This is a genomic window from Methylobacterium terrae, from assembly GCF_003173755.1.
In the GTDB taxonomy this organism is placed as follows: Bacteria; Pseudomonadota; Alphaproteobacteria; order Rhizobiales; family Beijerinckiaceae; genus Methylobacterium; species Methylobacterium terrae.
The window spans coordinates 4092274-4115745 of the sequence record NZ_CP029553.1; the positions used below are offsets into that span (position 1 = coordinate 4092274).

Annotated in this window: 27 protein-coding genes; all 27 read right to left on the reverse strand. The window is 67.1% G+C overall.

Annotation, left to right across the window (positions count from 1 at the left end):
• Positions 1 to 64: 64 nt before the first annotated feature.
• The 27 genes from rplO to rpoB all read right to left on the reverse strand — a co-directional run bounded on the left by rplO (position 65) and on the right by rpoB (position 23371).
• Positions 65 to 553, reverse strand: coding sequence for a 50S ribosomal protein L15 (gene rplO, locus DK419_RS18955; protein WP_109960467.1), 489 nt, complete (start codon positions 551 to 553; stop codon positions 65 to 67).
• Between the two features lie 10 nt (positions 554 to 563).
• Positions 564 to 758: a 50S ribosomal protein L30 gene (rpmD, locus tag DK419_RS18960; RefSeq protein WP_109960468.1), complete on the reverse strand. Its 195-nt coding sequence runs from the start codon at positions 756 to 758 to the stop codon at positions 564 to 566.
• A gap of 12 nt (positions 759 to 770) precedes the next feature.
• A complete protein-coding gene (rpsE, locus tag DK419_RS18965; RefSeq protein ID WP_048425830.1) occupies positions 771 to 1352 on the reverse strand; it encodes a 30S ribosomal protein S5 in 582 nt (193 codons plus the stop codon).
• A gap of 155 nt (positions 1353 to 1507) precedes the next feature.
• Positions 1508 to 1870 carry a 50S ribosomal protein L18 gene (gene rplR, locus DK419_RS18970; protein ID WP_048450468.1) on the reverse strand — a complete coding sequence of 121 codons (363 nt, stop codon included), beginning with the start codon at positions 1868 to 1870 and terminating at the stop codon, positions 1508 to 1510.
• A 12-nt stretch (positions 1871 to 1882) separates the two neighbouring features.
• Complete coding sequence (gene rplF / locus DK419_RS18975; RefSeq protein ID WP_109960469.1) at positions 1883 to 2416, reverse strand: 50S ribosomal protein L6; 534 nt, start codon at positions 2414 to 2416, stop codon at positions 1883 to 1885.
• Between the two features lie 36 nt (positions 2417 to 2452).
• Complete coding sequence (gene rpsH / locus DK419_RS18980; RefSeq protein WP_048431921.1) at positions 2453 to 2848, reverse strand: 30S ribosomal protein S8; 396 nt, start codon at positions 2846 to 2848, stop codon at positions 2453 to 2455.
• A 16-nt stretch (positions 2849 to 2864) separates the two neighbouring features.
• Entirely contained in the window at positions 2865 to 3170 is a 306-nt protein-coding gene (gene rpsN, locus DK419_RS18985) for a 30S ribosomal protein S14 (protein ID WP_048431920.1), read from the reverse strand.
• Between the two features lie 42 nt (positions 3171 to 3212).
• Positions 3213 to 3779 carry a 50S ribosomal protein L5 gene (rplE, locus tag DK419_RS18990; RefSeq protein ID WP_109960470.1) on the reverse strand — a complete coding sequence of 189 codons (567 nt, stop codon included), beginning with the start codon at positions 3777 to 3779 and terminating at the stop codon, positions 3213 to 3215.
• Entirely contained in the window at positions 3772 to 4089 is a 318-nt protein-coding gene (gene rplX / locus DK419_RS18995) for a 50S ribosomal protein L24 (protein ID WP_109960471.1), read from the reverse strand. The genes rplE and rplX overlap by 8 nt, the downstream gene beginning before the upstream one ends.
• A complete protein-coding gene (gene rplN / locus DK419_RS19000) occupies positions 4089 to 4457 on the reverse strand; it encodes a 50S ribosomal protein L14 (RefSeq protein WP_048431919.1) in 369 nt (122 codons plus the stop codon). Before rplN ends, rplX begins: the two co-directional genes overlap by 1 nt.
• 248 nt (positions 4458 to 4705) lie before the next feature.
• Positions 4706 to 4960 carry a 30S ribosomal protein S17 gene (gene rpsQ / locus DK419_RS19005; RefSeq protein ID WP_048431918.1) on the reverse strand — a complete coding sequence of 85 codons (255 nt, stop codon included), beginning with the start codon at positions 4958 to 4960 and terminating at the stop codon, positions 4706 to 4708.
• A gap of 15 nt (positions 4961 to 4975) precedes the next feature.
• Positions 4976 to 5191: a 50S ribosomal protein L29 gene (rpmC, locus tag DK419_RS19010; RefSeq protein ID WP_048425821.1), complete on the reverse strand. Its 216-nt coding sequence runs from the start codon at positions 5189 to 5191 to the stop codon at positions 4976 to 4978.
• Positions 5192 to 5205: 14 nt separating this feature from the next.
• Complete coding sequence (gene rplP, locus DK419_RS19015; RefSeq protein WP_109960472.1) at positions 5206 to 5619, reverse strand: 50S ribosomal protein L16; 414 nt, start codon at positions 5617 to 5619, stop codon at positions 5206 to 5208.
• A 40-nt stretch (positions 5620 to 5659) separates the two neighbouring features.
• The gene (gene rpsC, locus DK419_RS19020; protein WP_048425819.1) at positions 5660 to 6394 is read right to left on the reverse strand and encodes a 30S ribosomal protein S3; all 735 of its coding nucleotides are present in this window, start codon (positions 6392 to 6394) and stop codon (positions 5660 to 5662) included.
• 10 nt (positions 6395 to 6404) lie between these two features.
• Complete coding sequence (rplV, locus tag DK419_RS19025) at positions 6405 to 6788, reverse strand: 50S ribosomal protein L22 (protein ID WP_048444830.1); 384 nt, start codon at positions 6786 to 6788, stop codon at positions 6405 to 6407.
• A 1-nt stretch (position 6789) separates the two neighbouring features.
• Complete coding sequence (rpsS, locus tag DK419_RS19030; RefSeq protein ID WP_048425817.1) at positions 6790 to 7068, reverse strand: 30S ribosomal protein S19; 279 nt, start codon at positions 7066 to 7068, stop codon at positions 6790 to 6792.
• A gap of 12 nt (positions 7069 to 7080) precedes the next feature.
• Positions 7081 to 7917, reverse strand: a complete 837-nt coding sequence (rplB, locus tag DK419_RS19035) for a 50S ribosomal protein L2 (RefSeq protein ID WP_109960473.1) — start codon at positions 7915 to 7917, stop codon at positions 7081 to 7083.
• Positions 7918 to 7943: 26 nt separating this feature from the next.
• Complete coding sequence (locus DK419_RS19040) at positions 7944 to 8240, reverse strand: 50S ribosomal protein L23 (RefSeq protein WP_109960474.1); 297 nt, start codon at positions 8238 to 8240, stop codon at positions 7944 to 7946.
• Positions 8237 to 8857 (reverse strand): 50S ribosomal protein L4, encoded by a 621-nt coding sequence (gene rplD / locus DK419_RS19045; RefSeq protein ID WP_109960475.1) that lies wholly within the window; start codon positions 8855 to 8857, stop codon positions 8237 to 8239. Before rplD ends, DK419_RS19040 begins: the two co-directional genes overlap by 4 nt.
• The gene (gene rplC, locus DK419_RS19050; RefSeq protein ID WP_109960476.1) at positions 8857 to 9609 is read right to left on the reverse strand and encodes a 50S ribosomal protein L3; all 753 of its coding nucleotides are present in this window, start codon (positions 9607 to 9609) and stop codon (positions 8857 to 8859) included. Before rplC ends, rplD begins: the two co-directional genes overlap by 1 nt.
• A gap of 51 nt (positions 9610 to 9660) precedes the next feature.
• On the reverse strand, positions 9661 to 9969 hold the full coding sequence (gene rpsJ / locus DK419_RS19055; protein ID WP_012330343.1) for a 30S ribosomal protein S10: 309 nt from the start codon (positions 9967 to 9969) through the stop codon (positions 9661 to 9663).
• A gap of 80 nt (positions 9970 to 10049) precedes the next feature.
• A complete protein-coding gene (gene tuf, locus DK419_RS19060; RefSeq protein WP_109960477.1) occupies positions 10050 to 11240 on the reverse strand; it encodes an elongation factor Tu in 1191 nt (396 codons plus the stop codon).
• A 119-nt stretch (positions 11241 to 11359) separates the two neighbouring features.
• Positions 11360 to 13435: an elongation factor G gene (gene fusA, locus DK419_RS19065; RefSeq protein ID WP_109960478.1), complete on the reverse strand. Its 2076-nt coding sequence runs from the start codon at positions 13433 to 13435 to the stop codon at positions 11360 to 11362.
• A gap of 57 nt (positions 13436 to 13492) precedes the next feature.
• On the reverse strand, positions 13493 to 13963 hold the full coding sequence (rpsG, locus tag DK419_RS19070) for a 30S ribosomal protein S7 (protein ID WP_048435092.1): 471 nt from the start codon (positions 13961 to 13963) through the stop codon (positions 13493 to 13495).
• A 123-nt stretch (positions 13964 to 14086) separates the two neighbouring features.
• Entirely contained in the window at positions 14087 to 14458 is a 372-nt protein-coding gene (gene rpsL / locus DK419_RS19075; protein ID WP_048429408.1) for a 30S ribosomal protein S12, read from the reverse strand.
• A gap of 437 nt (positions 14459 to 14895) precedes the next feature.
• Positions 14896 to 19101, reverse strand: coding sequence for a DNA-directed RNA polymerase subunit beta' (gene rpoC / locus DK419_RS19080; RefSeq protein ID WP_109960479.1), 4206 nt, complete (start codon positions 19099 to 19101; stop codon positions 14896 to 14898).
• Positions 19102 to 19246: 145 nt separating this feature from the next.
• Complete coding sequence (gene rpoB, locus DK419_RS19085; RefSeq protein ID WP_109960480.1) at positions 19247 to 23371, reverse strand: DNA-directed RNA polymerase subunit beta; 4125 nt, start codon at positions 23369 to 23371, stop codon at positions 19247 to 19249.
• Positions 23372 to 23472: the final 101 nt, after the last annotated feature.

The following is a 23472-nucleotide window of genomic DNA, read 5'->3' on the forward strand; positions in this document are numbered from 1 at the left end:
ACGAGCGGCGGCCTCGCGCTGGTCGCACGGGCCGCCGCCGATGATCGGTGACTTAAAGTGTGCCTCAGGCCGACGCAACAGCCTCGTCGGCGGTCGCGAGCGACTGGGTCACCGAGCCGCCGGCCTTCTCGATCGCCTCGACCGCCGACTTCGACGCGCGGGAGACCTGGAAGGTCAGCTTGGCGGTGAGCTCGCCGACGCCGAGGATCTTGACGCCGTCGCGAGCCTTGGAGACCACGCCGGCGGCGATCAGCGCCTCCAGGGTCACCGGAGCCGACGCGTCGAGCTTGCCGGCATCGACCGCCTGCTGGATGCGGCCGATATTGACCTCGTTGAGGTCGGTGGCGCCCGGGTTGTTGAACCCGCGCTTCGGCAGACGGCGGTGGAGCGGCATCTGGCCGCCCTCGAAGCCCTTGATGGCGACGCCGGAGCGCGCCTTCTGGCCCTTCACGCCGCGGCCGGCGGTCTTGCCCTTGCCGGAGCCGATGCCACGGCCGACGCGCATCCGCTTCTTGGTTGCGCCTTCGTTGTCACGGATTTCGTTGAGCTTCATCGTGCCCTCCTCACGCCGCGTCGTCGAGAACGCGCACGAGGTGATGCACCTTCGCGATCATGCCGCGGACAGACGGGGTGTCCTCGAGCGTGGCGATGCGGTGCATCTTGTTCAGCTTCAGGCCGATCAGCGTCTGACGCTGGCTGGCCTCGCGGCGGATCGGCGAGCCGATCTGCTGCACGCGGACGGTCTTCTTCTCAGCCATCGGAGCGCCTCCTTACGCCGCGTCGGCGGAATCGGCCGAGGCGGCCGAGTCGGCGTCACGACGGCGGGCCTGGAGGGCCGACACCTTGAGACCGCGGCGCGCCGCGACCGACCGGGGCGAATCCTCGTTCTTCAGCGCGTCGAAGGTGGCGCGCACGAGGTTGTAGGGGTTCGAGGAGCCGAGCGACTTCGCCACGACGTCCTGCATGCCCAGCGTCTCGAAGACGGCGCGCATCGGGCCGCCGGCGATGATGCCGGTACCGGCCGGAGCCGCGCGCAGGATGACCTTGCCGGCGCCGTGACGGCCCTGCACGTCGTGGTGCAGGGTGCGGCCCTCGCGGAGCGCCACGCGGACGAGACCGCGCTTGGCGGCCTCGGTGGCCTTGCGGATGGCCTCGGGAACCTCACGGGCCTTGCCGTGACCGAAACCGACGCGACCCTTCTGGTCGCCGACGACGACGAGGGCCGCGAAGCCGAAGCGACGGCCGCCCTTCACCACCTTGGCGACGCGGTTGATGTGGACGAGCTTGTCCACGAACTCGCTGTCGCGCTCCTCGCGGTCGTCGCGGCGACGACCCTCACGCTCACGTGCCATGTTGTGTGTCCGTTCGACTGACGCGGGCGGCGGTCCCGCTCGCTGTGTTTGATCCGCCGGAACGAGAGAGGGAGCCTCTCGGGCCCCCTCGCCTCATGGGACATCGTGCCGATCCGGGCGGGGCGGCGCGGGACGCGCCCTCCCCTCTCCGAGGATCAGAAGTCCAGGCCGCCCTCGCGGGCCGCGTCGGCCAGGGCCTTGACCCGGCCGTGGTAGAGGTAGCCCGAGCGGTCGAAGATGACCTGGCTCACGCCGGCCGCCTTGGCACGCTCCGCCACCAGCTTGCCGACCTCGGTCGCGGCGGCCTTGTCGGCGCCGGTCTTGAGGCGGGCACGCAGGTCCTTGTCGAGGCTCGACGCCGCGGCCAGGGTGTGACCCGTGGCGTCGTCGATGACCTGGACGTAGATCTGCTTGGAGGAGCGGAACACCGAGAGCCGCGGACGGCCGTTCGCCGCCTTGCGGATCGCCCGCCGGACGCGCGCGCGGCGCCGATCGAGCAGTTCGATTTTGCGAGACATCGTCGGCGGTCCTTACTTCTTCTTGCCTTCCTTGCGGAAGATGAACTCGCCGGCGTACTTGACGCCCTTGCCCTTGTAGGGCTCGGGGCCGCGATACTCGCGGATCTCCGCCGCGACCTGGCCGACGCGCTGCTTGTCGATGCCGGTGACGATGATCTCGACCGGCCGCGGCGTGGCGATCGTGATCCCGTCCGGAATCGCGTACTCGATGTCGTGGCTGTAGCCGAGCGACAGCTTGAGGACCTTGCCGGCGACCGCGGCACGATAGCCGACGCCGTTGATCTCGAGCTTCTTCTCGTAGCCCTTGGTCACGCCCTCGACCAGGTTCGACACCTGGGCGCGGGAGAGGCCCCACATCGCGCGGGCCTCCTTGGTCTGGGAACGCGGCTGGACCGAGATCGCGCCGTTCTCGTGAGCCACCGACACCTGGTCGGGGACGCGGAACTGCAGCTCGCCCTTCTGGCCCTTGATCTTCACGTTCTGGCCGTCGACGGTGGCGGTCACGCCGGCCGGGACGGTCACGGGCTTCTTGCCTACGCGGGACATGCTCGTCTCTCCTTTTCGGCTGTCAGGGTCCGAAGGTCAGAAGACCTTGCAGAGCACCTCGCCGCCGACGTTGCGCTCGCGCGCCTCGTGGTCGGCCATGACGCCCTGAGGGGTGGAGACGATGGTGATGCCCAGGCCGTCGGCGACGCGCGGCAGGGTATCGACCGACGAGTAGACCCGGCGGCCCGGCTTGGAGACGCGCTCGATCGAGCGGATCACCGGCTGGCCGTCGAAGTACTTGAGCTCGATCGCGAACTCGGTGCGCCCGTTGCCGTAATCGGTCGTGGCGTAGTCGCGGATGTAGCCCTCGGACTTCAGGACGTCGAGGACGCGGGCCCGCAGCTTGGAGCCGGGGGTCTGCACGACGTTGCGACGACGCTGCTGGCCGTTGCGGATGCGGGTGAGCATATCGCCCACGGGATCGTTGATCATCTGTGGCGCCCTCCCCTTACCAGCTGGACTTGACCAGGCCCGGGATCAGACCCCGGGATCCCAGGTCGCGGAGCGCGACGCGGGAGATGCCGAGCTTGCGGTAGTAAGCCCGGGGACGGCCGGTCATCTCGCAGCGGTTGCGGATGCGGGTCGCGCTGGAGTTGCGGGGCAGCTCCGCCAGCTTGAGGCGCGCCTCGAAACGCTCCTCCATCGACAGCGACTCGTCGTTGGCCGTCGCCAGAAGCGCCTCGCGCTTCGGGGCGAAGCGCTTCACGAGCTCCCGCCGCTGCTTGTTCTTCTCGATCTTGCTCGTCTTAGCCATTGCTTAAGCTCTCCGGTGTCCGCGTATGGGGGCGGTCAGCCCTCACTGCCGGAACGGGAAGTTGAAGTGCTTCAGGAGCGCCCGGGCCTCGGCATCGGTCTTGGCGGTGGTCGCCACGACGATGTCCATGCCCCAGGTGTTCTGGGCCTTGTCGTAGTTGATCTCGGGGAACACCAGGTGCTCCTTGATCCCGAGGGCGTAGTTGCCGCGGCCGTCGAACGACTTCGGGTTCAGGCCGCGGAAGTCACGCACGCGCGGCAGCGCGATGGTGATCAGGCGATCCATGAACTCGTACATCCGCTGCTTGCGCAGCGTGACCTTGCAGCCGATCGGCATGTTCTCGCGGACCTTGAAGGTCGCGATCGCCTTGCGGGCCCGGGTGATCACCGGCTTCTGGCCGACGATCAGGCCGAGATCCTCGGCCGCCACGGTGGCCTTCTTGGAATCCTGGGTCGACTCGCCGACGCCCATGTTGACGACGATCTTCTCGATCGCCGGCACCTGCATCGGGTTGGTGTACCCGAACTCCTCGATCAGCTTGGGACGCACCACTTCCTCGTAGTGCTTCTTCAGCCGCGGCGTGTAGCCGTCCTTCAGCGCCTCAGCCATCGATCAGATCTCCCGAGCGCTTCGCGAAGCGAACCTTGCGCCCGTCTTCCAGAATGCGAAAACCGACCCGGGTGGGCTTGCCGTCCTTGGGGTCGGCGACCGCCAGGTTCGACAGGTGGATCGCCGCCTCCTTGGTGATGATCCCGCCCTCGGAGGTCTGGGTCTGGCGCGTGTGGCGCTTCACCAGGTTAATCCCCCGGACCAGGGCCCGGTCTTCCTTCGGCATCACCTGGATGACCTCGCCGGTGCGACCCTTGTCGCGTCCGGTCAGAACGACGACCTTGTCGCCCTTCTTCACCTTCGCAGCCATTACAGCACCTCCGGCGCCAGCGAGATGATCTTCATGTGGTTGCGAGCGCGCAGCTCGCGCGGCACGGGCCCGAAGATACGGGTGCCGACCGGCTCCTTCTGGTTGTTGATCAGCACCGCCGCGTTGCGGTCGAAGCGGATCACCGAACCGTCGGCGCGGCGGACGTCCTTGGCGGTACGCACGACGACCGCCTTCATGACGTCGCCCTTCTTCACGCGGCCCCGCGGAATCGCCTCCTTCACCGACACCACGATGATGTCGCCGACGCCGGCGTACTTGCGCTTGGAACCGCCGAGCACCTTGATGCACATCACGCGACGTGCGCCGGAATTGTCGGCGACGTCCAGATTCGTCTGCATCTGGATCACGGCCTAACGCCCTTTCCTTGTTTCAGGCAGGTCTCCGCAGGGCAGGATTGCCCGGCGGACGGCAGCCTGATGGGGATCTCGCGTCCCCGTCCATTAAAAGACCGCGCAGCAGGGCGATCACTCGCTCTGGCGCGGTCAACGAACGCGATGAGGAGCGCGTCGCGCGCCCTTCATGTTTCGGTGGAGGCCGGCCCTATATCCCGGTTCGGCCTCGCTGACAAGACGGGGGAACGCCTTTCGGCGTCCCCTCACGCCTCGGCGGTCGCGACGGCCTCGCCCTCGACCAGCTTCCAGGTCTTGAGCTTGGAGTAGGGCCGCGACTCCTCGATGAACACCGTCTGGCCGACCTTGGCGACGTTGTTCTCGTCGTGGGCGTGGTAGTTCTTCGACCGGCGGATGGTCTTCTTCATCACCGGATGGGTGAAGCGACGCTCCACCTTCACGACGACGGTCTTGTCCTGCTTGTCGCTGACGACGACGCCCTGCAGCACGCGCTTCGGCATGGTCCTTGAACTCCCTTAGCCCTGCGCCGCCTGCAGCGTCTTCTGGCGCTGCAGGGTGCGGACGCGGGCGATGTCGCGGCGCACTTCGCGCACCCGGGCGACGTTCTCGAGCTGACCCGTGGCCCGCTGGAAGCGCAGGTTGAACTGCTCCTTCTTCAGGTTCAGGAGCTCTTCGCCGAGCTGATCCGGCGACAGCGCGCTCAGGTCAGACAGCCTCTGGCTCGACTTCATCTCGAATATTCTCCTCAGTCGGCGATGCGCTGGATGAAGCGCGTGCGGACCGGCAGCTTGGCGGCACCCAGGCGCAGCGCCTCGCGGGCGATGTCCTCGGCCACGCCGTCGATCTCGAACATGATACGGCCCGGATGCACGCGGGCCGCCCAGTACTCGGGGGCGCCCTTGCCGGAGCCCATGCGGACTTCGGTCGGCTTCGCGGTCACGGGGACGTCGGGGAAGATCCGGATCCAGACCCGGCCCTGACGCTTCATCTCGCGGGTGATCGCGCGGCGGGCCGCCTCGATCTGACGCGCGGTGATCCGCTCCGGCTCCATGGCCTTGAGGCCGTAGGCGCCGAAGTTCAGATCGGTTCCGCCCTTCGCGGCGCCGTGGATGCGGCCCTTGAACTGCTTGCGGAACTTCGTCTTCTTGGGTTGCAGCATGGCAGCCTCTCAAAACTGAAGGGCGGGAGACGGGCGGCCCTTAGGCCGCCGCGTCCCGTCCGCCGCGCTCGCCGCGCTCACGGTCGCGACGTCCGCCCGAACGGCCGCCCTCCTCGTGCGCGCGCTTGTCCTGGGCCATCGGGTCGTGCTCGAGGATCTCGCCCTTGAACACCCACACCTTGATGCCGCAGGTGCCGTAGGTCGTGAACGCCGTGGCCGTGCCGTAATCGACGTCGGCGCGCAGGGTGTGCAGGGGCACGCGGCCCTCGCGGTACCACTCGAGCCGGGCGATCTCGGCGCCGCCGAGGCGGCCGGCGCAGTTGATGCGGATGCCCTCGGCGCCGAGACGCATCGCCGACTGCACGGCGCGCTTCATGGCGCGACGGAAGGCGACGCGGCGCTCGAGCTGCTGGGCGATCGAGTCGGCCACCAGGGTGGCGTCGATCTCGGGCTTGCGCACCTCGACGATGTTGATCGTCACGTCGGCCTTGGTCATCGAGTTGACGAGCTTGCGCAGCTTCTCGATGTCCGCACCCTTCTTGCCGATCACCACGCCCGGGCGGCCCGAGTGGATGGTGACGCGGCACTTCTTGTGCGGGCGCTCGATGACGATCTTGGAGACCGCGGCCTGCTTGAGCTGCTTGAGCAGCGCTTTGCGGATCGCGACGTCCTCGTGCATCAGGCGAGCGTACTCGCCCTTGTTGGCGTACCAGCGCGAGTCCCAGGTCCGGTTGATGCCGAGACGCAGACCGATCGGATTGACTTTCTGACCCATCGATCCCTCCTCAGGCCGCCTCGGCCGGGACTTCGCGCACCACGATGGTGAGGTTCGCGAACGGCTTCAGGATGCGGGCGCCACGGCCGCGGGCGCGGGCGTGGAAGCGCTTCAGGACGAGCGCCTTGCCGACATAGGCCTCCTTCACGACGAGATCGTCCACGTCCAGGTCGTGGTTGTTCTCGGCGTTGGCGATCGCGCTCTCGAGGCACTTCTTGACGTCGACCGCGATCCGCTTGCGCGAGAACTGCAGGTCGGCCAGAGCGGTCGAGACCTTCTTGCCGCGGATCAGCTGCGCCACCAGGTTCAGCTTCTGAGGGCTGACGCGCAGCATGCGCGCGACGGCCTTCGCCTCGTTCTGGGGGAGCGCGCGGGGTGCTGCTGCCTTGCCCATCTCAGCGCCTCTTCGCCTTCTTGTCGGCCGCGTGCCCGTGGAAGGTGCGGGTCGGCGAGAACTCGCCGAACTTGTGCCCCACCATCTCCTCGGAGACGTAGACCGGGATGTGCTTCTGCCCGTTGTAGACCCCGAAGGTCAGACCAACGAAATGCGGAAGAATCGTGGAGCGACGGCTCCAGATCTTGATCACCTCGTTACGGCTCGCGCCGCGCGCGGCGTCCGCCTTCTTGAGGAGGTAGCCGTCGATGAACGGCCCCTTCCAGATTGAACGTGCCATGGGACGAAGCCCTTACTTCTTGCGGTTGTGGCGGCTCGACACGATGAACGTGTCGGTGCGCTTGTTCGAGCGGGTCTTCTTGCCCTTCGTGGGGATACCCCACGGCGTGACCGGATGACGACCGCCCGAGGTGCGACCCTCGCCGCCGCCGTGCGGGTGGTCGATCGGGTTCATCGCGACGCCGCGGTTGTGCGGGCGCTTGCCGAGCCAGCGGTTGCGGCCCGCCTTGCCGAGCGAGATGTTCATGTGGTCGGGGTTCGAGACCGCGCCCACCGTGGCGTAGCACTGGCCGTGCACCAGGCGCTGCTCGCCCGAGTTAAGGCGCAGCGTGACGTAGCCCTGGTCGCGGCCGACGATCTGGGCGTAGTTGCCCGCGGACCGGGCGATCGCGCCGCCCTTGCCGATCTTCAGCTCGACGTTGTGCACGATCGTGCCGACCGGCATGTTGCCGAGCGGCATGGCGTTGCCGGGCTTGATGTCGACCTGCTCGCCCGACACGACCTTGTCGCCGGCCTTCACCCGCTGCGGCGCCAGGATGTAGCTCTGGGCTCCACCCTCGTACGACACCAGCGCGATGAACGCGGTGCGGTTCGGATCGTACTCGATCCGCTCGACCGTGCCGACCTTGCCGGCATGTTCGCGACGCTTGAAGTCGATGTTGCGCAGCGTGCGCTTGTGACCGCCGCCGCGGAAGCGGACGGTGATGCGGCCGAGGTTGTTGCGGCCGCCGGTGGAGGACTTGCCCACCGTCAGCGCCTTGACCGGCTTGCCCTTGTAGAGCTCCGAACGGTCGACGATCACGAGCTGGCGAAGGCTCGGCGTGACCGGCTTGAATGTCTTCAAAGCCATTGGCTTGTTCCCTTACGCCGTTCCCCTCAGAGCCCGGTCGTGACGTCGATGCTCTGACCCTCTTCGAGGGTCACGATCGCCTTCTTCACGTCCGAACGCTGGCCGCGCTGACCGCGGAAAATCTTGCTCTTGCCCTTGGTGACGAGCGTGTTGACGCTCTTCACCTTGACCTCGAACAGCTTCTCGACCGCTTCCTTGATCTGCGGCTTCGTCGCCTTCGGGGCCACCCGGAACACAACCTTGTTGAGCTCCGAGAGGTTCGTCGCCTTCTCGGTGATAACCGGGGAGACGATCACGTCGTAGTGGCGCGGATCAGCGCTCATTTGAATCGCGCCTCCAGCGCATCGACGGCGGCGCGGGTCAGCACGAGCTTCTCGCGGCGCAGGATGTCGTAGACGTTGATGCCCTGCACCGGCAGGACGTCGATCTGCGGCAGGTTGCGGGCCGCACGGGCGAAGTTCTGGTCGAGCTCGGCGCCGCCGATGATCAGGGCGTTCGAGAGCGACAGCTTGCCGAACCGCTCCTTGAGCGCCTTGGTCTTGCCCTCCTCGAGGCGGGCATCGTCCATGACGATCAGCTCGGCGCTCTTGACCTTGGCCGAGAGGGCGTGGCGGAGCGCGAGCGCCCGGACCTTCTTGGGCAGGTCGTGGGCGTGCGAGCGGGTGACCGGGCCGTGGGCGCGAGCACCGCCGCGGAACTGCGGGGCGGACGCCGCGCCGTGACGGGCGTTACCGGTGCCCTTCTGCTTGTACAGCTTCTTCGTCGTCCGGGCGATCTCGCCGCGCTGCTTGGTCTGGTGGGTACCAGCCTGGCGCTTGGCGAGCTGCCAGCGGACGCAGCGCTGCAGCAGGTCGGCGCGGGGCTCGAGGCCGAAGATGGCCTCGTCGAGCTCGAGCGAGCCGGCTTCGGCGCCGTCGAGCGTGGTGATCTCGAACTTCATCACGCGTTCTCCTCGGTGGCCGGAGCCGCGGGAGCCTCGACCTGGGCCTCGCCGTTGGTCTCCTGCGGAGCAGCAGCCTGCTCGCGGAACTTGCCCGGCATCGGCACGTCGGCCGGCAGCTTGCGCTTCACGGCGTCGCGGACGTAGATCCAGCCGCCGTCGACGCCCGGGACCGAGCCCTCAACCAGGATCAGGCCGCGCTCGGGATCGGTGCGCACGACGCGCAGGTTCTGGGTCGTGACCCGCTCGACGCCGAGGTGACCCGGCATCTTCTTGTTCTTGAAGGTCTTGCCCGGATCCTGACGGCCGCCGGTCGAACCGATCGAGCGGTGTGAGATCGACACGCCGTGCGTGGCGCGCAGGCCGCCGAAGTTCCAGCGCTTCATGCCGCCGGCGAAGCCCTTACCGGTGGTCGTGCCCGTCACGTCGACGAACTGACCGGCCAGGAAGTGGTCCGCGGTGATCTCGGCGCCGACCGGGATGATCGCATCCTCGGTCACGCGGAACTCGGCCAGCTTGCGCTTCGGCTCGACCTTCGCGACGGCGAAGTGACCGCGCTGGGCCTTGGTGACGTTCTTGACCTTGGCCTTGCCGACGCCGACCTGCAGCGCGACGTAGCCGTTCTTCTCGACCGTGCGGTGGGCAACCACCTGGCACTGATCGACCTTGAGCACCGTGACCGGAACATGCTCGCCGGCGTCCGTGAAGACGCGGGTCATGCCGACCTTCTGTGCAATGACTCCTGAGCGCATGGTTCTCCCCCGCGCAGCCTAGTGAAGCTCCAAGCGATCCCTCGGGATCGCCTAGAGCTTGATCTCCACGTCGACGCCGGCGGCGAGGTCGAGCTTCATCAGCGCGTCCACGGTCTGGGGCGTCGGATCGACGATGTCGAGCACGCGCTTGTGGGTGCGCATCTCGAACTGCTCGCGCGACTTCTTGTCGATGTGGGGCGAGCGGTTGACGGTGAAGCGCTCGATCCGGGTGGGCAGCGGGATCGGCCCGCGCACCTGGGCCCCGGTCCGCTTCGCCGTCGAGACGATCTCGCGGGTCGACGAGTCCAGGATGCGATGATCGAACGCCTTGAGGCGAATGCGGATGTTCTGGCCGTTCATGTGATGTCTACCTCGCGACGGGATGGGGCGGGCACGAGGCCCGCCCCGTCACCTGTCCGCTCGTGGAAGCGCCTGGACGCTTACTCGGTGATGGAGGCGACGACGCCGGCGCCGACGGTGCGGCCGCCCTCGCGGATGGCGAAGCGCAGCTTCTCCTCCATCGCGATCGGAACGATCAGCGTCACGTCCATCGTCACGTTGTCGCCCGGCATCACCATCTCGGTGCCCTCGGGCAGCTGGCACACGCCCGTCACGTCCGTCGTCCGGAAGTAGAACTGCGGACGGTAGTTCGTGAAGAACGGCGTGTGGCGGCCGCCCTCCTCCTTCGTCAGGATGTAGGCTTCCGCCTTGAACTTCGTGTGCGGCTTCACCGAACCCGGCTTGCACACCACCTGCCCGCGCTCCACGTCCTCGCGCTTCGTGCCCCGCAGCAGAACGCCGACGTTGTCGCCCGCCTGCCCCTGGTCCAGAAGCTTGCGGAACATCTCGACGCCGGTCACCGTCGTCGTCGTCGTCGGACGGATGCCGACGATCTCCACCGACTCGCCCACCTTCACGATCCCGCGCTCGACGCGGCCCGTCACCACCGTGCCGCGCCCCGAAATCGAGAACACGTCCTCGATCGGCATCAGGAACGGCAGGTCGATCGGACGCTCCGGCTGCGGGATGTACGCGTCCACCGTCTTCATCAGCTCGAGGATCGCCTCGTGGCCGATCTTCGGCTCCCGGTTCTCCAGCGCGCACAGCGCCGAGCCCTTGGTGATCGGGATGTCGTCGCCCGGGAAGTCGTACTTCGAGAGAAGCTCGCGCACCTCGAGCTCGACCAGCTCGAGAAGCTCCGGATCGTCGACCATGTCGACCTTGTTCATGAACACCACCAGCGCCGGAACGCCGACCTGGCGCGCCAGCAGGATGTGCTCGCGGGTCTGCGGCATCGGGCCGTCCGCCGCCGACACCACCAGGATCGCGCCGTCCATCTGCGCCGCGCCCGTGATCATGTTCTTCACGTAGTCGGCGTGCCCGGGGCAGTCGACGTGCGCGTAGTGGCGGTTCTGGGTCTCGTACTCGACGTGCGCCGTCGAGATCGTGATCCCGCGCGCCTTCTCCTCCGGCGCCTTGTCGATCTGGTCGTACGCCGTGAACGTCGCGCCGCCCGACTCGGCCAGAACCTTCGTGATCGCCGCGGTCAGCGAGGTCTTGCCATGGTCAACGTGACCGATGGTGCCGATGTTGCAGTGCGGCTTCGTCCGCGAAAACTTTTCCTTGGCCATCGCCAAAACTCCGTCGATCGAATGCGTGCGATTTAGTCTGGATTGGTGCCCGCCATGGCGGGCACCGAAGCTGCGAGTCGGCCTGAGATCAGGCCCAACTCATCAGGCGTAGTTTTGCCTTAGGCGTACTTGGCAACCACCTTGTCGGCCTCGCCGCGCGGGACCTCTTCGTAGTGGTCGAACTGCATCGTGAAGTTCGCGCGGCCCTGGGTGAAGGACCGCAGCTGGTTCACGTAGCCGAACATGTTGGCGAGCGGCACCATCGCGTTGATGACATTGGCGTTGCCGCGCATGTCCTGGCCCTGGATCTGACCGCGCCGGGAGTTCAGGTCGCCGATGACCGAGCCGGTATAGTCTTCCGGGGTCACGACCTCGACCTTCATCACCGGCTCGAGCAGGACCGAGCCGCCCTTCTGCAGGGCCTCGCGGAGCGCCGCCCGCGAGGCGATCTCGAAGGCCAGCGCCGAGGAGTCGACCTCGTGGTAGGCGCCGTCGATCAGCTCCACCTTGATGTCGACCACCGGGAAGCCCGCCAGGATGCCGGCGGTCCGCACGCTGTTGAGGCCCTTCTCGACGCCCGGGATGTACTCCTTGGGCACCGAGCCACCGACGATCTTCGACTCGAACGCGTAGCCGGCACCCGGCTCGTTCGGCTCGACCACGAACTTCACCCGCGCGAACTGGCCGGTACCACCGGTCTGCTTCTTGTGGGTGTAGTCGATCTCGGTCCGCTTGGTCAGCTTCTCCCGGTACGCCACCTGCGGCTGGCCGATATTGGCCTCGACCTTGTAGGTGCGCTTCAGGATGTCGACCTTGATGTCGAGGTGGAGCTCGCCCATCCCCTTCAGGATGGTCTGGCCCGATTCCTGGTCCGTGGAGACCCGGAAGGACGGATCCTCGGCGGCGAGCTTCGAGAGCGCGATGCCGAGCTTCTCCTGGTCCGCCTTGGACTTGGGCTCGACGGCGATCTCGATGACCGGCTCCGGGAACTCCATCTTCTCGAGGATCACGGCCTTGGTCGGGTCGCACAGCGTGTCGCCGGTGCGGGTGTCCTTGAGACCCGCGAGCGCCACGATGTCACCGGCGAACGCCTCCTTGATGTCCTCGCGGTTGTTCGCGTGCATCAGGAGCATGCGGCCGACCCGCTCCTTCTTGTCGCGGGTCGAGTTGATGACGTTCGCGCCCGAATCGATCTTGCCCGAGTACACGCGGCAGAAGGTGATCGTGCCGACGTGGGGATCGTCCATGATCTTGAAGGCGAGCATGGAGAAGGGATCGGAGTCGAGCGGACGCCGAACGACCTCCTCCTCGGTCTTGAAGTCGATACCCTTGATCTCGCCGCGATCGGCGGGAGACGGCAGGTAATCGACGACGCCGTCGAGCAGGGGCTGCACGCCCTTGTTCTTGAACGCCGAGCCGCACATCACCGGGTGGAACGCGCGGCGCTGCACCGCCGTGCGCACCAGCTTGCGCATGGTGTCCTCGTCCGGCTCGGTGCCGTCGAGATAGGCCGCCATCGCGTCGTCGTCCATCTCGACGCAGGCTTCGACCAGCTTGGTGCGGTACTCCGCGGCCTGGTCGACGAGGTCGGCCGGGATCGCCTCCTCGGAGAAGTTGGCGCCGAGCGCCTCACCCGACCACACGATCGCCTTCATCTTGATCAGGTCGACGACGCCCTTGAACGAGCTCTCGGCGCCGATCGGCAGCTGCAGGCAGACCGGCTTGCCGGCCACGCGGTCGATGATGTCGGCGACGCACTTGAAGAAGTCTGCGCCGATCTTGTCCATCTTGTTGACGAACACGACGCGCGGCACGTCGTACTTGTCGGCCTGGCGCCACACCGTCTCGGTCTGGGGCTCGACGCCCTGGTTGCCGTCGAGCACGCACACGGCGCCGTCGAGCACGCGGAGCGAGCGCTCCACCTCGATGGTGAAGTCGACGTGACCGGGGGTGTCGATGATGTTCAGGCGCTTGTCGCGCCAGAAGCAGGTGGTCGCAGCCGAGGTGATCGTGATGCCACGCTCCTGCTCCTGCTCCATCCAGTCCATGGTGGCGGCGCCCTCATGGACCTCGCCGATCTTGTGGGACTTGCCGGTGTAGTAGAGGATCCGCTCGGTCGTCGTGGTCTTGCCGGCATCGATGTGGGCCATGATGCCGAAGTTGCGGTAGTCCTCGATCGCGTGCGTGCGGGGCATCGGGGGGCTCCTGAAGAGGGGGGCCGCCGCGCCAGGAGGGCGGCGGCGAAGCGGCAGTTACCAGCGATAGTGCGAGAACGCGCGGTTGGCCTCGGCCATCCGGTGGGTGTCCTCGCGCTTCTTCACGGCGTTGCCGCGGTTGTTGGCGGCGTCGAGCAGCTCTGCGGAGAGGCGTTCGACCATGGTGCGGTCGTTGCGCGAACGGGCGGCCTGGATCAGCCAGCGGATCGCCAGCGCCTGGCGGCGCTCGGTGCGGACCTCGACCGGGACCTGGTAGGTCGCGCCGCCGACGCGGCGGGAGCGGACTTCGATCGCCGGGGCGACGTTGTCGAGCGCGGCGCGGAACACCTCGATCGGGTTCGCCTTGGCCCGGGCCTCGATGATGTCGAACGCGCCGTACACGATGGTCTCGGCGACCGACTTCTTGCCCTCGTACATCACCGAGTTCATGAACTTGGTGAGGACGATGTCGCCGTACTTGGCGTCGGGGATGATCTCACGCTTCTCGGCACTGTGGCGGCGGGACATCGCTCGCTCCGTTCTTAAGTTCTAAAAATCAACTGTTGTGCCCCGCGCAGGCCGCCTCGAACCATCCGGTCGGCGACATCCTTGCGGGACAGGCGATAGAGTACCGGTCCGCTTCGTCGCGTCTTACTTCGGACGCTTGGCGCCGTACTTCGAGCGGCGCTGCTTGCGGTTCTTGACGCCCTGGGTGTCGAGAACGCCGCGCAGGATGTGGTAGCGCACGCCCGGCAGATCCTTCACGCGGCCGCCGCGGATCATCACCACGGAGTGCTCCTGAAGGTTGTGGCCCTCGCCCGGGATGTAGCCGATGACCTCGAAGCCGTTGGTCAGGCGGACCTTGGCGACCTTGCGGAGCGCCGAGTTCGGCTTCTTCGGGGTGGTGGTGTAGACGCGGGTGCAGACGCCGCGCTTCTGCGGGCAGGCATCGAGAGCCGGCACCTTGTTGCGGGCCTTCTGCGCCTTCCGCGGATTGGCGATCAGCTGGTTGATCGTCGGCATGCCATTCCTCTCGCAACGCATCGCCGTCCTGGCGACCGTCGTTTCCCAAATCTCGTCTGAACGACCGTCGCTTCTGGAGAGAAGCGCAACGCAAATCGCGCCCCAGGCTGAAACCAGCCTTTGGCGCGCCATGCGAGCAGAGGACCACCGGGAGCAAAGCCCCAGCGATCATGCCGGTCTGACACGTGTCAGTCGGTTGAAGTTCGGTCGCGTTTAGGAGACTTGGATCGAGGCACGAGGGGCACGTCGATCAGCTGTCGCCTACGGCCAGCCGTTCAGTAGGAGGGGCTATTACGGGCTCCCCCGCCGGACGTCAAGCGGAAACTTTCCCTTAAAGCTTGGCTGCTTACGCGAAAAAGCCGGCGCCCCCGCGGGGAGCGCCGGCCTGAATTTCCGGGCCGGCGGACGACCGCGTCCGCCGGATCGAGCCCCCTGCCCTACTCGGCGGCCGGGAGCTGCTCGGCGACCGCCGCGCCGCTCTCGGCCGACTTCTGGGCCATGATCAGGCCGTCGCGCCGGCGCGCGATCGACTTGATGTCGGAGATCATCGCGCCCGTGCCCGCCGGGATGAGCGAGCCGACGATGACGTTCTCCTTGAGGCCTTCGAGGTTGTCGACCTTGCCGTTGACCGCCGCCTCGGTGAGGACGCGGGTGGTCTCCTGGAACGAGGCCGCCGAGATGAACGAGCGGGTCTGCAGCGAGGCCTTGGTGATGCCGAGCAGGACGGGGACGCCCTGGACCGGCTTCTTGCCCTCCGCGAGCAGTTGCTCGTTGATCTCCGCCAGTTCCATCCGGTCGATCTGGTCGCCCGTCAGGATCTCGGAATCGCCGCCGTCGGTGATCTCCACCTTCTGCAGCATCTGCCGGACGATGACCTCGATGTGCTTGTCGTTGATCGACACGCCCTGCAGCCGGTAGACCTCCTGGATCTCGTTGACGAGGTAGGCGGCGAGCTCCTCCACGCCCTTGATCGCCAGGATGTCGTGCGGCGCCGGGTTACCGTCGACGATGAAGTCGCCGAGCTCGACCACGTCGCCGTCCTGCAGGTGGATGTGCTTGCCCTTCGGGATCAGGTACTCCACCGGCTCGGAGCCGTCGTGCGGGGTCAGGCTCAGGCGGCGCTTGTTCTTGTAGTCGCGCCCGAACGAGATCGTGCCGGACTTCTCGGCGATGATCGCCGCGTCCTTCGGCCGGCGCGCCTCGAACAGCTCCGCCACCCGCGGCAGACCGCCGGTGATGTCGCGGGTCTTGGCGCTCTCGGTCGAGACGCGGGCGAGGATGTCGCCGGCCTTGACCCGGGTGCCCGGGTCGACGCCGATGATCGCCTCGACCGGCAGGAGCGAGCGCGCGTCCGAGCCGCGCGGCAGCTTCTGCACCCGGCCGTTCTGGTCGTGGACCGCGATCGCCGGACGCAGGTCCGCCGTCCGCGCCGAGCCGCGCCAGTCGATGACGACGCGCTTGGCGATGCCGGTCGACTCGTCGGTCGTCTCGGTGATCGACTGGCCGTCGATCAGGTCCTCGTAGGCCACGATGCCGTCGATCTCGGTCAGGATCGGCCGGGTGTAGGGATCCCACTCGGCGATGCGCTGGCCGCGCTTGATCGCGTCGCCCTCGTCGACCCGGACGCGGGCGCCGTATTGCAGGCGGTGGACCGCCCGCTCGGTGCCGTCCGGCCCGACGATCACCACCGCCACGTTGCGGCCGGTGGCGATCAGGTCGCCGTCCGAGTTGCGGGCGAGTCCGCGGTTGCGGATCCGCACCGTGCCCTCGAAGCTCGACTCTATGAACGACGAGTCGGCGATCTGGGCCGCACCGCCGATGTGGAAGGTGCGCATCGTGAGCTGGGTGCCCGGCTCGCCGATCGACTGCGCCGCGATGACGCCGACGGCCTCGCCCATGTTGACGGGCGTGCCGCGGGCGAGGTCGCGCCCGTAGCAGGTGGCGCAGACGCCGTTCCGGGTCGCGCAGACCAGGACCGAGCGGATCTTCACCTCCTGGATGCCGGCCTTGGTGATCGGCTCGAGGTGCTTCTCCTCGATCGTCTCACCCTTGGCGACGATGATCGCGCCGTCGTTGGCGACCAGGTCCTCGGCCGTGGCGCGGCCGAGGATGCGGGTCGCCAGCGAGGCGACGACCTGCCCGGCATCGATGATCGCGCGCATCCGGATGCCGTTCTCGGTGCCGCAATCGGTCTCGCGGATCACCGCGTCCTGCGCCACGTCGACGAGGCGGCGGGTCAGGTAGCCCGAGTTGGCGGTCTTGAGAGCGGTGTCGGCGAGGCCCTTGCGGGCGCCGTGCGTCGAGTTGAAGTACTCGAGCACGTCGAGGCCTTCCTTGAAGTTCGAGATGATCGGGGTCTCGATGATCTCGCCCGAGGGCTTGGCCATCAAACCGCGCATCGCCGCGAGCTGCTTCATCTGGGCCGGCGAGCCACGGGCGCCCGAGTGGCTCATCATGTAGATCGAGTTGACCTGCTTGTCGGCGCCGTGCTCGTCCTTCTGCACGGACGAGATGCGGTTCATCATCTCGCCGGCGAGACGGTCGGAGCACTTGGCCCAGGCGTCCACGACCTTGTTGTACTTCTCGCCCTGGGTGATCAGGCCGTCCTGGTACTGCTGCTCGTAGTCCTTCACGAGCGTGCGCGTCTCGTCGACGATCGACCACTTGTTGTCCGGCACCACCATGTCGTCCTTGCCGAACGAGATGCCGGCGCGGAAGGCGTGGATGAAGCCGAGACCCATGATGCGGTCACAGAAGATCACCGACTCCTTCTGACCGCAATGGCGGTAGACGGTGTCGATCATCGCCGAGATCTCCTTCTTCGTCATCAGCTTGTTGACGACGTCGAAGGGGACGCGCTTGTGGCGCGGCAGCACGCTCGACAGGATCACGCGGCCGGGCGTGGTGTCGTAGATCCGGGTGACCTCGTTGCCCTCGGAATCGAGGCCCTTCCAGCGCCACTTGATCTTGGTGTGCAGCGTGACGGTGCGCGCCGCGAGCGCGTGCTCGAGCTCACCGAAATTGCCGAACACGCCCTTCATCGGGTTCTTCGGGTCGTTCGGCTTGTGCTCGCCCGGCGAGCCGTCGGCGACGATCGACAGGTAGTACAGGCCGAGCACGATGTCCTGCGACGGCACGATGATCGGCGCGCCGTTCGCGGGGTGCAGGATGTTGTTCGTCGACATCATCAGGACGCGCGCTTCCAGCTGCGCCTCGAGCGACAGCGGGACGTGCACGGCCATCTGGTCGCCGTCGAAGTCGGCGTTGAACGCGGCGCAGACCAGCGGGTGCAGCTGGATCGCCTTGCCCTCGATCAGCTTCGGCTCGAACGCCTGGATGCCGAGGCGGTGCAGCGTCGGCGCCCGGTTCAGCATCACCGGGTGCTCGCGGATCACCTCGTCCAGGATGTCCCAGACTTCCGGCTTCTCCTTCTCGACGAGCTTCTTCGCTTGCTTCACCGTGGCCGAGAAGCCCTTGGCGTCAAGGCGCGCGTAGATGAACGGCTTGAACAGCTCGAGCGCCATCTTCTTCGGCAGCCCGCACTGGTGCAGCTTCAGCTCCGGGCCGACCACGATGACCGAGCGGCCGGAATAGTCCACGCGCTTGCCGAGCAGGTTCTGGCGGAACCGGCCCTGCTTGCCCTTCAGCATGTCGGCGAGCGACTTCAGCGGGCGCTTGTTGGCGCCCGTGATGACGCGGCCGCGGCGGCCGTTGTCGAACAGCGCGTCGACCGCCTCCTGCAGCATCCGCTTCTCGTTGCGGATGATGATGTCGGGCGCGCGCAGCTCGATCAGCCGCTTGAGGCGGTTGTTGCGGTTGATGACGCGGCGGTAGAGGTCGTTGAGGTCCGAGGTCGCGAAGCGGCCGCCGTCGAGCGGCACGAGCGGGCGCAGGTCCGGCGGGATCACCGGCACGACCGTCAGGATCATCCACTCGGGCCGGTTGCCCGAGAGCTGGAACGCCTCGATGATCTTGAGGCGCTTGAGCAGCTTCTTGGGCTTCAGCTCGGAGGTGGTGGTGGCGATCTCCTCGCGCAGGTCGGCCGCGATCTTGTCGAGGTCGAGTTCCTGCAGGATGCGCCGGATCGCCTCCGCGCCGATCATGGCGGTGAAGCTGTCCTCGCCGTACTCCTCCTGCGCGCGCAGGTACTCCTCCTCCGAGAGGAGCTGACGCTCCTTCAGCGGGGTGAGGCCCGGCTCGATGGTGACGTAGGACTCGAAGTACAGGATGCGCTCGAGGTCCTTGAGCGCCATGTCGAGAAGCAGGCCGATGCGGCTCGGCAGCGACTTCAGGAACCAGATGTGGGCGACGGGGGCGGCGAGCTCGATATGGCCCATGCGGTCGCGCCGCACACGCGCGAGGGTGACCTCGACGCCGCACTTCTCGCAGATCACGCCCTTGTACTTCATGCGCTTGTACTTGCCGCACAAGCACTCGTAATCCTTGATCGGCCCGAAGATCCGGGCGCAGAACAAGCCGTCACGTTCGGGCTTGAACGTGCGATAGTTGATGGTCTCGGGCTTCTTGATCTCGCCGTAGGACCAGGACAGGATCTTCTCAGGCGACGAGATCGAGATCTTGATCTGGTCGAAGCTCTGAGGTTGAGCCTGCTGGTTGAAAAGATTCATGACCTCTTGGTTCATGATCTGCTCCTTGGCTGACGGGGCGCCGCGAAGGGCCGGGCGAAGGGCCAGGTCATCGGGCCGCCGTCTGATGAAACGGGTTCGGCGGCCGGGGCCCTCAGGGAGAGGGCCCCGCCGCTGTCGTGAGGGACGTCCGGGAAGGGGCCTATTCGGCCGCTTCCGGGGGCGCCTCGAGCTGGTCGTTGGCGGCCCGCTTGGAGGACAGCAGCTCGACGTTGAGGCCGAGCGACCGCATCTCCTTCACCAGCACGTTGAAGCTCTCCGGGATGCCCGCCTCGAAGGTGTCGTCGCCGCGCACGATGGCCTCGTAGACCTTGGTGCGGCCGGCGACGTCGTCGGACTTCACCGTCAGCATCTCCTGCAGCGTGTAGGCGGCGCCGTAGGCCTCGAGCGCCCACACCTCCATCTCGCCGAAGCGCTGGCCGCCGAACTGCGCCTTGCCGCCCAGCGGCTGCTGGGTGACGAGGGAGTACGGGCCGATCGAGCGCGCGTGGATCTTGTCGTCCACCAGGTGGTGCAGCTTCAGCATGTAGATGTAGCCGACCGTGACCTTGCGGTCGAAGGGCTCGCCGGTGCGCCCGTCGTAGAGCGTCGACTGGCCCGAGCGGTCGAGACCCGCCATCTCCAGCATCGTCTCGATGTCGGCTTCCTTGGCGCCGTTGAACACCGGGGTGGCCATCGGGACGCCGCGGCGCAGGTTGTTGCCGACCTCGGCGAGCTCCTGGTCGGACAGGCCGGCCAGCTCGGACTCGCTGTAGATCGCCTTCATGCGCTCACGCAGGGGCTCGACGTCGTGGGTACGCAGGTACGCGTCCACCGCCTGCGAGACCTGCCGGCCCAAGCCCGCGGCGGCCCAGCCCAGATGCGTCTCGAGGATCTGGCCGACGTTCATCCGGCTCGGCACGCCGAGCGGGTTGAGCACGATGTCGGCGTGGGTGCCGTCCTCCAGGAACGGCATGTCCTCGATCGGCACGATGCGCGAGACCACGCCCTTGTTGCCGTGGCGGCCCGCCATCTTGTCGCCGGGCTGGATCTTGCGCTTCACCGCCACGAAGACCTTGACCATCTTCATGACGCCCGGGGGCAATTCGTCGCCGCGCTGCAGCTTCTCGACCTTGTCGAGGAAGCGCTGCTCGAGGCGCTTCTTCGACTCGTCGTACTGCTTCTGCATCGCCTCCATCTCGGTCATGAGACGGTCTTCGACGACGGCGAACTGCCACCACTGCGAGCGGGGGTAGTCCGCCAGCAGCTCACGGGTGAGCGTGGTCTCCTTCCGGAAGCCCTTCGGGCCCGCCACCGGCGATTGGCCGACCAGCAGGTCGCCGAGCCGCGCGTAGGTGTTGCGGTCGAGGATCGCCTGCTCGTCGTCGCGGTCCTTGGCGAGACGCTCGATCTCCTCGCGCTCGATGGCCTGCGCGCGCTCGTCCTTGTCGACGCCGTGGCGGTTGAACACCCGGACCTCGACGATCGTCCCGGTGACGCCCGGCGGCACCCGGAGCGAGGTGTCGCGCACGTCCGAGGCCTTCTCGCCGAAGATGGCGCGGAGGAGCTTCTCCTCCGGCGTCATCGGGCTCTCGCCCTTCGGGGTGATCTTGCCGACCAGGATGTCGCCCGCGTGGACCTCCGCACCGATATAGACGATGCCGGCCTCGTCGAGGTTCTTGAGCGCCTCCTCCGAGACGTTCGGGATGTCGCGGGTGATCTCCTCCGGCCCGAGCTTGGTGTCGCGGGCCATCACCTCGAATTCCTCGATGTGGATCGAGGTGAACACGTCATCCTTCACGATCCGCTCGGAGAGCAGGATCGAGTCCTCGAAGTTGTAGCCGTTCCACGGCATGAACGCGACGAGCACGTTGCGGCCGAGCGCCAGCTCGCCGAACTCGGTCGAGGGACCGTCGGCGATGATGTCGCCCTTCTTCACCACGTCGCCGACGCGCACGAGCGGCTTCTGGGTGATGCAGGTTGACTGGTTCGAGCGCTGGAACTTCTGCAGCCGGTAGATGTCGACGCCGGGCTTCGAGGCGTCGGCCTCGTCGGTGGCGCGGATGACGATACGGGTCGCGTCGACCTGGTCGATGATGCCCGCGCGCCGGGCACCGATGGCGGCGCCCGAATCGCGCGCGACCACCGCTTCCATGCCGGTGCCGACGAAGGGCGCGTCGGCGCGAACCAGCGGCACCGCCTGGCGCTGCATGTTCGAGCCCATCAGCGCGCGGTTGGCGTCGTCGTTCTCGAGGAACGGGATCAGCGCCGCGGCCACCGACACGAGCTGCTTGGGGCTCACGTCCATCAGGTCGACCCGCTCGGGGCCGACGACGATCACCTCGCCCGCCCGACGGCAGACCACGAGGTCCTCCGTGAGCTTGCGGTTCTCGTCCATCACCGCGTTGGCCTGCGCGACGTAGTACTTCGCCTCCTCCATCGCCGAGAGGTAGGCGACCTCGTCGGTGACCACGCCGTCGCGCACGCGGCGGAACGGGGTCTCGATGAAGCCGTACTTGTTCACCCGGGCGAAGGTCGCGAGCGAGTTGATCAGGCCGATATTCGGGCCTTCCGGCGTCTCGATCGGGCAGATCCGGCCGTAATGGGTCGGGTGCACGTCGCGCACCTCGAAGCCGGCGCGCTCGCGGGTCAGGCCGCCCGGGCCGAGGGCCGACAGGCGGCGCTTGTGCGTCACCTCGGAGAGCGGGTTGGTCTGGTCCATGAACTGCGACAGCTGCGACGAGCCGAAGAACTCGCGCACCGCGGCCGCCGCGGGCTTCGCGTTGATCAGGTCCTGCGGCATCACGGTGTCGATGTCGACCGAGGACATCCGCTCCTTGATGGCGCGCTCCATGCGAAGCAAGCCTAAGCGGTACTGGTTCTCCATCAGCTCGCCGACTGAGCGCACCCGGCGGTTGCCGAGATGGTCGATGTCGTCGATCTCGCCCTTGCCGTCGCGCAGGTCGACCAGCGCCTTGACGACCGCCAGCATGTCCTCGCGCCGCAGCGTCCGCACGGTGTCGGCCGCGTCGAGGTCGAGACGCATGTTCATCTTCACCCGGCCGACGGCCGAGAGGTCGTAGCGCTCCGCGTCGAAGAACAGCGAGTGGAACATCGCCTCGGCGGTGTCGAGGGTCGGCGGCTCGCCCGGGCGCATCACCCGGTAGATGTCGAACAGCGCGCCCTCGCGGGCCGAGTTCTTGTCCACCGCCAGCGTGTTGCGGATGTAGGGACCGATGTTGACGTGGTCGATGTCGAGGACCGGGATCTCCTCGATGCCGACGTCGGCGAGGCCCTTGAGGACCTTCTCGCTGATCTCGTCGCCGGCCTCGGCGTAGATCTCGCCGGTCTTGTAGTTGACCATGTCCTCGGCGATGTACTGGCCGATCAGGTCGTCGTCGGTCGCGCGCAGGGCCTTCACGCCCTTCTCGGCGATCTGGCGGGCGGCGCGGGCGGTCAGCTTCTTGCCGGCCTCGAGCACTACCTCGCCCGAATCGGCGTCGATCAGATCGGTCGAGGCCTTGAAGCCCTTCAGGCGCTCGGCGTCGTAGGGCACGCGCCAGTCGTGCCCGTCGCGCACGTAGGTGACGCGGTTGTAGAAGGTCGAGAGGATCTCCTCGCCGTCGAGGCCGAGCGCGAAGAGCAGCGACGTGACGGGGATCTTGCGCTTGCGGTCGATGCGCGCGTGCACGATGTCCTTGGCGTCGAACTCGACGTCGAGCCAGGAGCCGCGATACGGGATGATGCGCGCCGCGAACAGGAGCTTGCCCGAGGAGTGGGTCTTGCCCTTGTCGTGGTCGAAGAACACGCCCGGCGAGCGGTGCATCTGCGAGACGATGACGCGCTCGGTGCCGTTGACGATGAAGGTGCCGTTCTCCGTCATCAGGGGCATGTCGCCCATGTAGACGTCCTGCTCCTTGATGTCCTTGACCGACTTGGCGCCGGTATCCGGATCGACGTCGAACACGATCAGCCGCAGGGTCACCTTCAGCGGGGCCGCGAAGGTGATGCCGCGCTGACGGCACTCGTCGACGTCGTATTTCGGCTGCTCGAAGGTGTACTTGACGAACTCGAGGAGCGCGGTCGAGGAGAAGTCGGAAATCGGGAAGACGGACTTGAAGACCGATTGCAGGCCCTCGTCGGCGCGCCCGCCCTCGGGCTCGTCCACCATCAGGAACTGGTCGTATGACGCCTTCTGGACCTCGATGAGGTTCGGCATCTCGGCGACTTCCCGAATCTTGCCGAAGAACTTGCGAATGCGCTTGCGACCGACCAGCGTGTTGGCCATGGGTTGACCTCGCTCCTCATCCACCGCTTATACGGCCCCGGTGGGACGCTGGCCGAATCGAGCCCGCATCAGACCTGCCGTGACCGCGCGGACAGCCCGTG

Bases quoted from the DNA above. Each gene is read 5' to 3' on its own strand.
- rpsN (WP_048431920.1), bottom strand. From the start codon at position 3,170: ATGGCTAAGACGAGCAAGATCGAGAAGAACAAGCAGCGGCGGGAGCTC.
- rplB (WP_109960473.1), bottom strand. From the start codon at position 7,917: ATGGCTTTGAAGACATTCAAGCCGGTCACGCCGAGCCTTCGCCAGCTC.
- rpsJ (WP_012330343.1), bottom strand. From the start codon at position 9,969: ATGAACGGCCAGAACATCCGCATTCGCCTCAAGGCGTTCGATCATCGC.
- rpmC (WP_048425821.1), bottom strand. From the start codon at position 5,191: ATGAAGTCGAGCCAGAGGCTGTCTGACCTGAGCGCGCTGTCGCCGGAT.
- rplR (WP_048450468.1), bottom strand. From the start codon at position 1,870: ATGTCTCGCAAAATCGAACTGCTCGATCGGCGCCGCGCGCGCGTCCGG.
- rpsQ (WP_048431918.1), bottom strand. From the start codon at position 4,960: ATGCCGAAGCGCGTGCTGCAGGGCGTCGTCGTCAGCGACAAGCAGGAC.
- tuf (WP_109960477.1), bottom strand. From the start codon at position 11,240: ATGGCCAAGGAAAAGTTTTCGCGGACGAAGCCGCACTGCAACATCGGC.
- rpoB (WP_109960480.1), bottom strand. From the start codon at position 23,371: ATGGCCAACACGCTGGTCGGTCGCAAGCGCATTCGCAAGTTCTTCGGC.
- DK419_RS19040 (WP_109960474.1), bottom strand. From the start codon at position 8,240: ATGAGCGCTGATCCGCGCCACTACGACGTGATCGTCTCCCCGGTTATC.
- rpsG (WP_048435092.1), bottom strand. From the start codon at position 13,963: ATGTCCCGCCGCCACAGTGCCGAGAAGCGTGAGATCATCCCCGACGCC.
- rplE (WP_109960470.1), bottom strand. From the start codon at position 3,779: ATGGCTGAGGCGCTGAAGGACGGCTACACGCCGCGGCTGAAGAAGCAC.
- rplF (WP_109960469.1), bottom strand. From the start codon at position 2,416: ATGTCCCGCGTAGGCAAGAAGCCCGTGACCGTCCCGGCCGGCGTGACC.
- fusA (WP_109960478.1), bottom strand. From the start codon at position 13,435: ATGCCCCGCACGCACGCGATCGAGGACTACCGCAACTTCGGCATCATG.
- rpsE (WP_048425830.1), bottom strand. From the start codon at position 1,352: ATGGCACGTGAGCGTGAGGGTCGTCGCCGCGACGACCGCGAGGAGCGC.
- rpsS (WP_048425817.1), bottom strand. From the start codon at position 7,068: ATGGCACGTTCAATCTGGAAGGGGCCGTTCATCGACGGCTACCTCCTC.
- rplD (WP_109960475.1), bottom strand. From the start codon at position 8,857: ATGAAGTTCGAGATCACCACGCTCGACGGCGCCGAAGCCGGCTCGCTC.
- rplP (WP_109960472.1), bottom strand. From the start codon at position 5,619: ATGCTGCAACCCAAGAAGACGAAGTTCCGCAAGCAGTTCAAGGGCCGC.
- rpoC (WP_109960479.1), bottom strand. From the start codon at position 19,101: ATGAACCAAGAGGTCATGAATCTTTTCAACCAGCAGGCTCAACCTCAG.
- rplC (WP_109960476.1), bottom strand. From the start codon at position 9,609: ATGCGCTCAGGAGTCATTGCACAGAAGGTCGGCATGACCCGCGTCTTC.
- rpmD (WP_109960468.1), bottom strand. From the start codon at position 758: ATGGCTGAGAAGAAGACCGTCCGCGTGCAGCAGATCGGCTCGCCGATC.
- rpsH (WP_048431921.1), bottom strand. From the start codon at position 2,848: ATGATCAACGATCCCGTGGGCGATATGCTCACCCGCATCCGCAACGGC.
- rplX (WP_109960471.1), bottom strand. From the start codon at position 4,089: ATGGCTGCGAAGGTGAAGAAGGGCGACAAGGTCGTCGTTCTGACCGGA.
- rpsC (WP_048425819.1), bottom strand. From the start codon at position 6,394: ATGGGTCAGAAAGTCAATCCGATCGGTCTGCGTCTCGGCATCAACCGG.
- rplO (WP_109960467.1), bottom strand. From the start codon at position 553: ATGAAGCTCAACGAAATCCGTGACAACGAAGGCGCAACCAAGAAGCGG.
- rplV (WP_048444830.1), bottom strand. From the start codon at position 6,788: ATGGGCAAGGCAGCAGCACCCCGCGCGCTCCCCCAGAACGAGGCGAAG.
- rpsL (WP_048429408.1), bottom strand. From the start codon at position 14,458: ATGCCGACGATCAACCAGCTGATCGCCAATCCGCGGAAGGCGCAGAAG.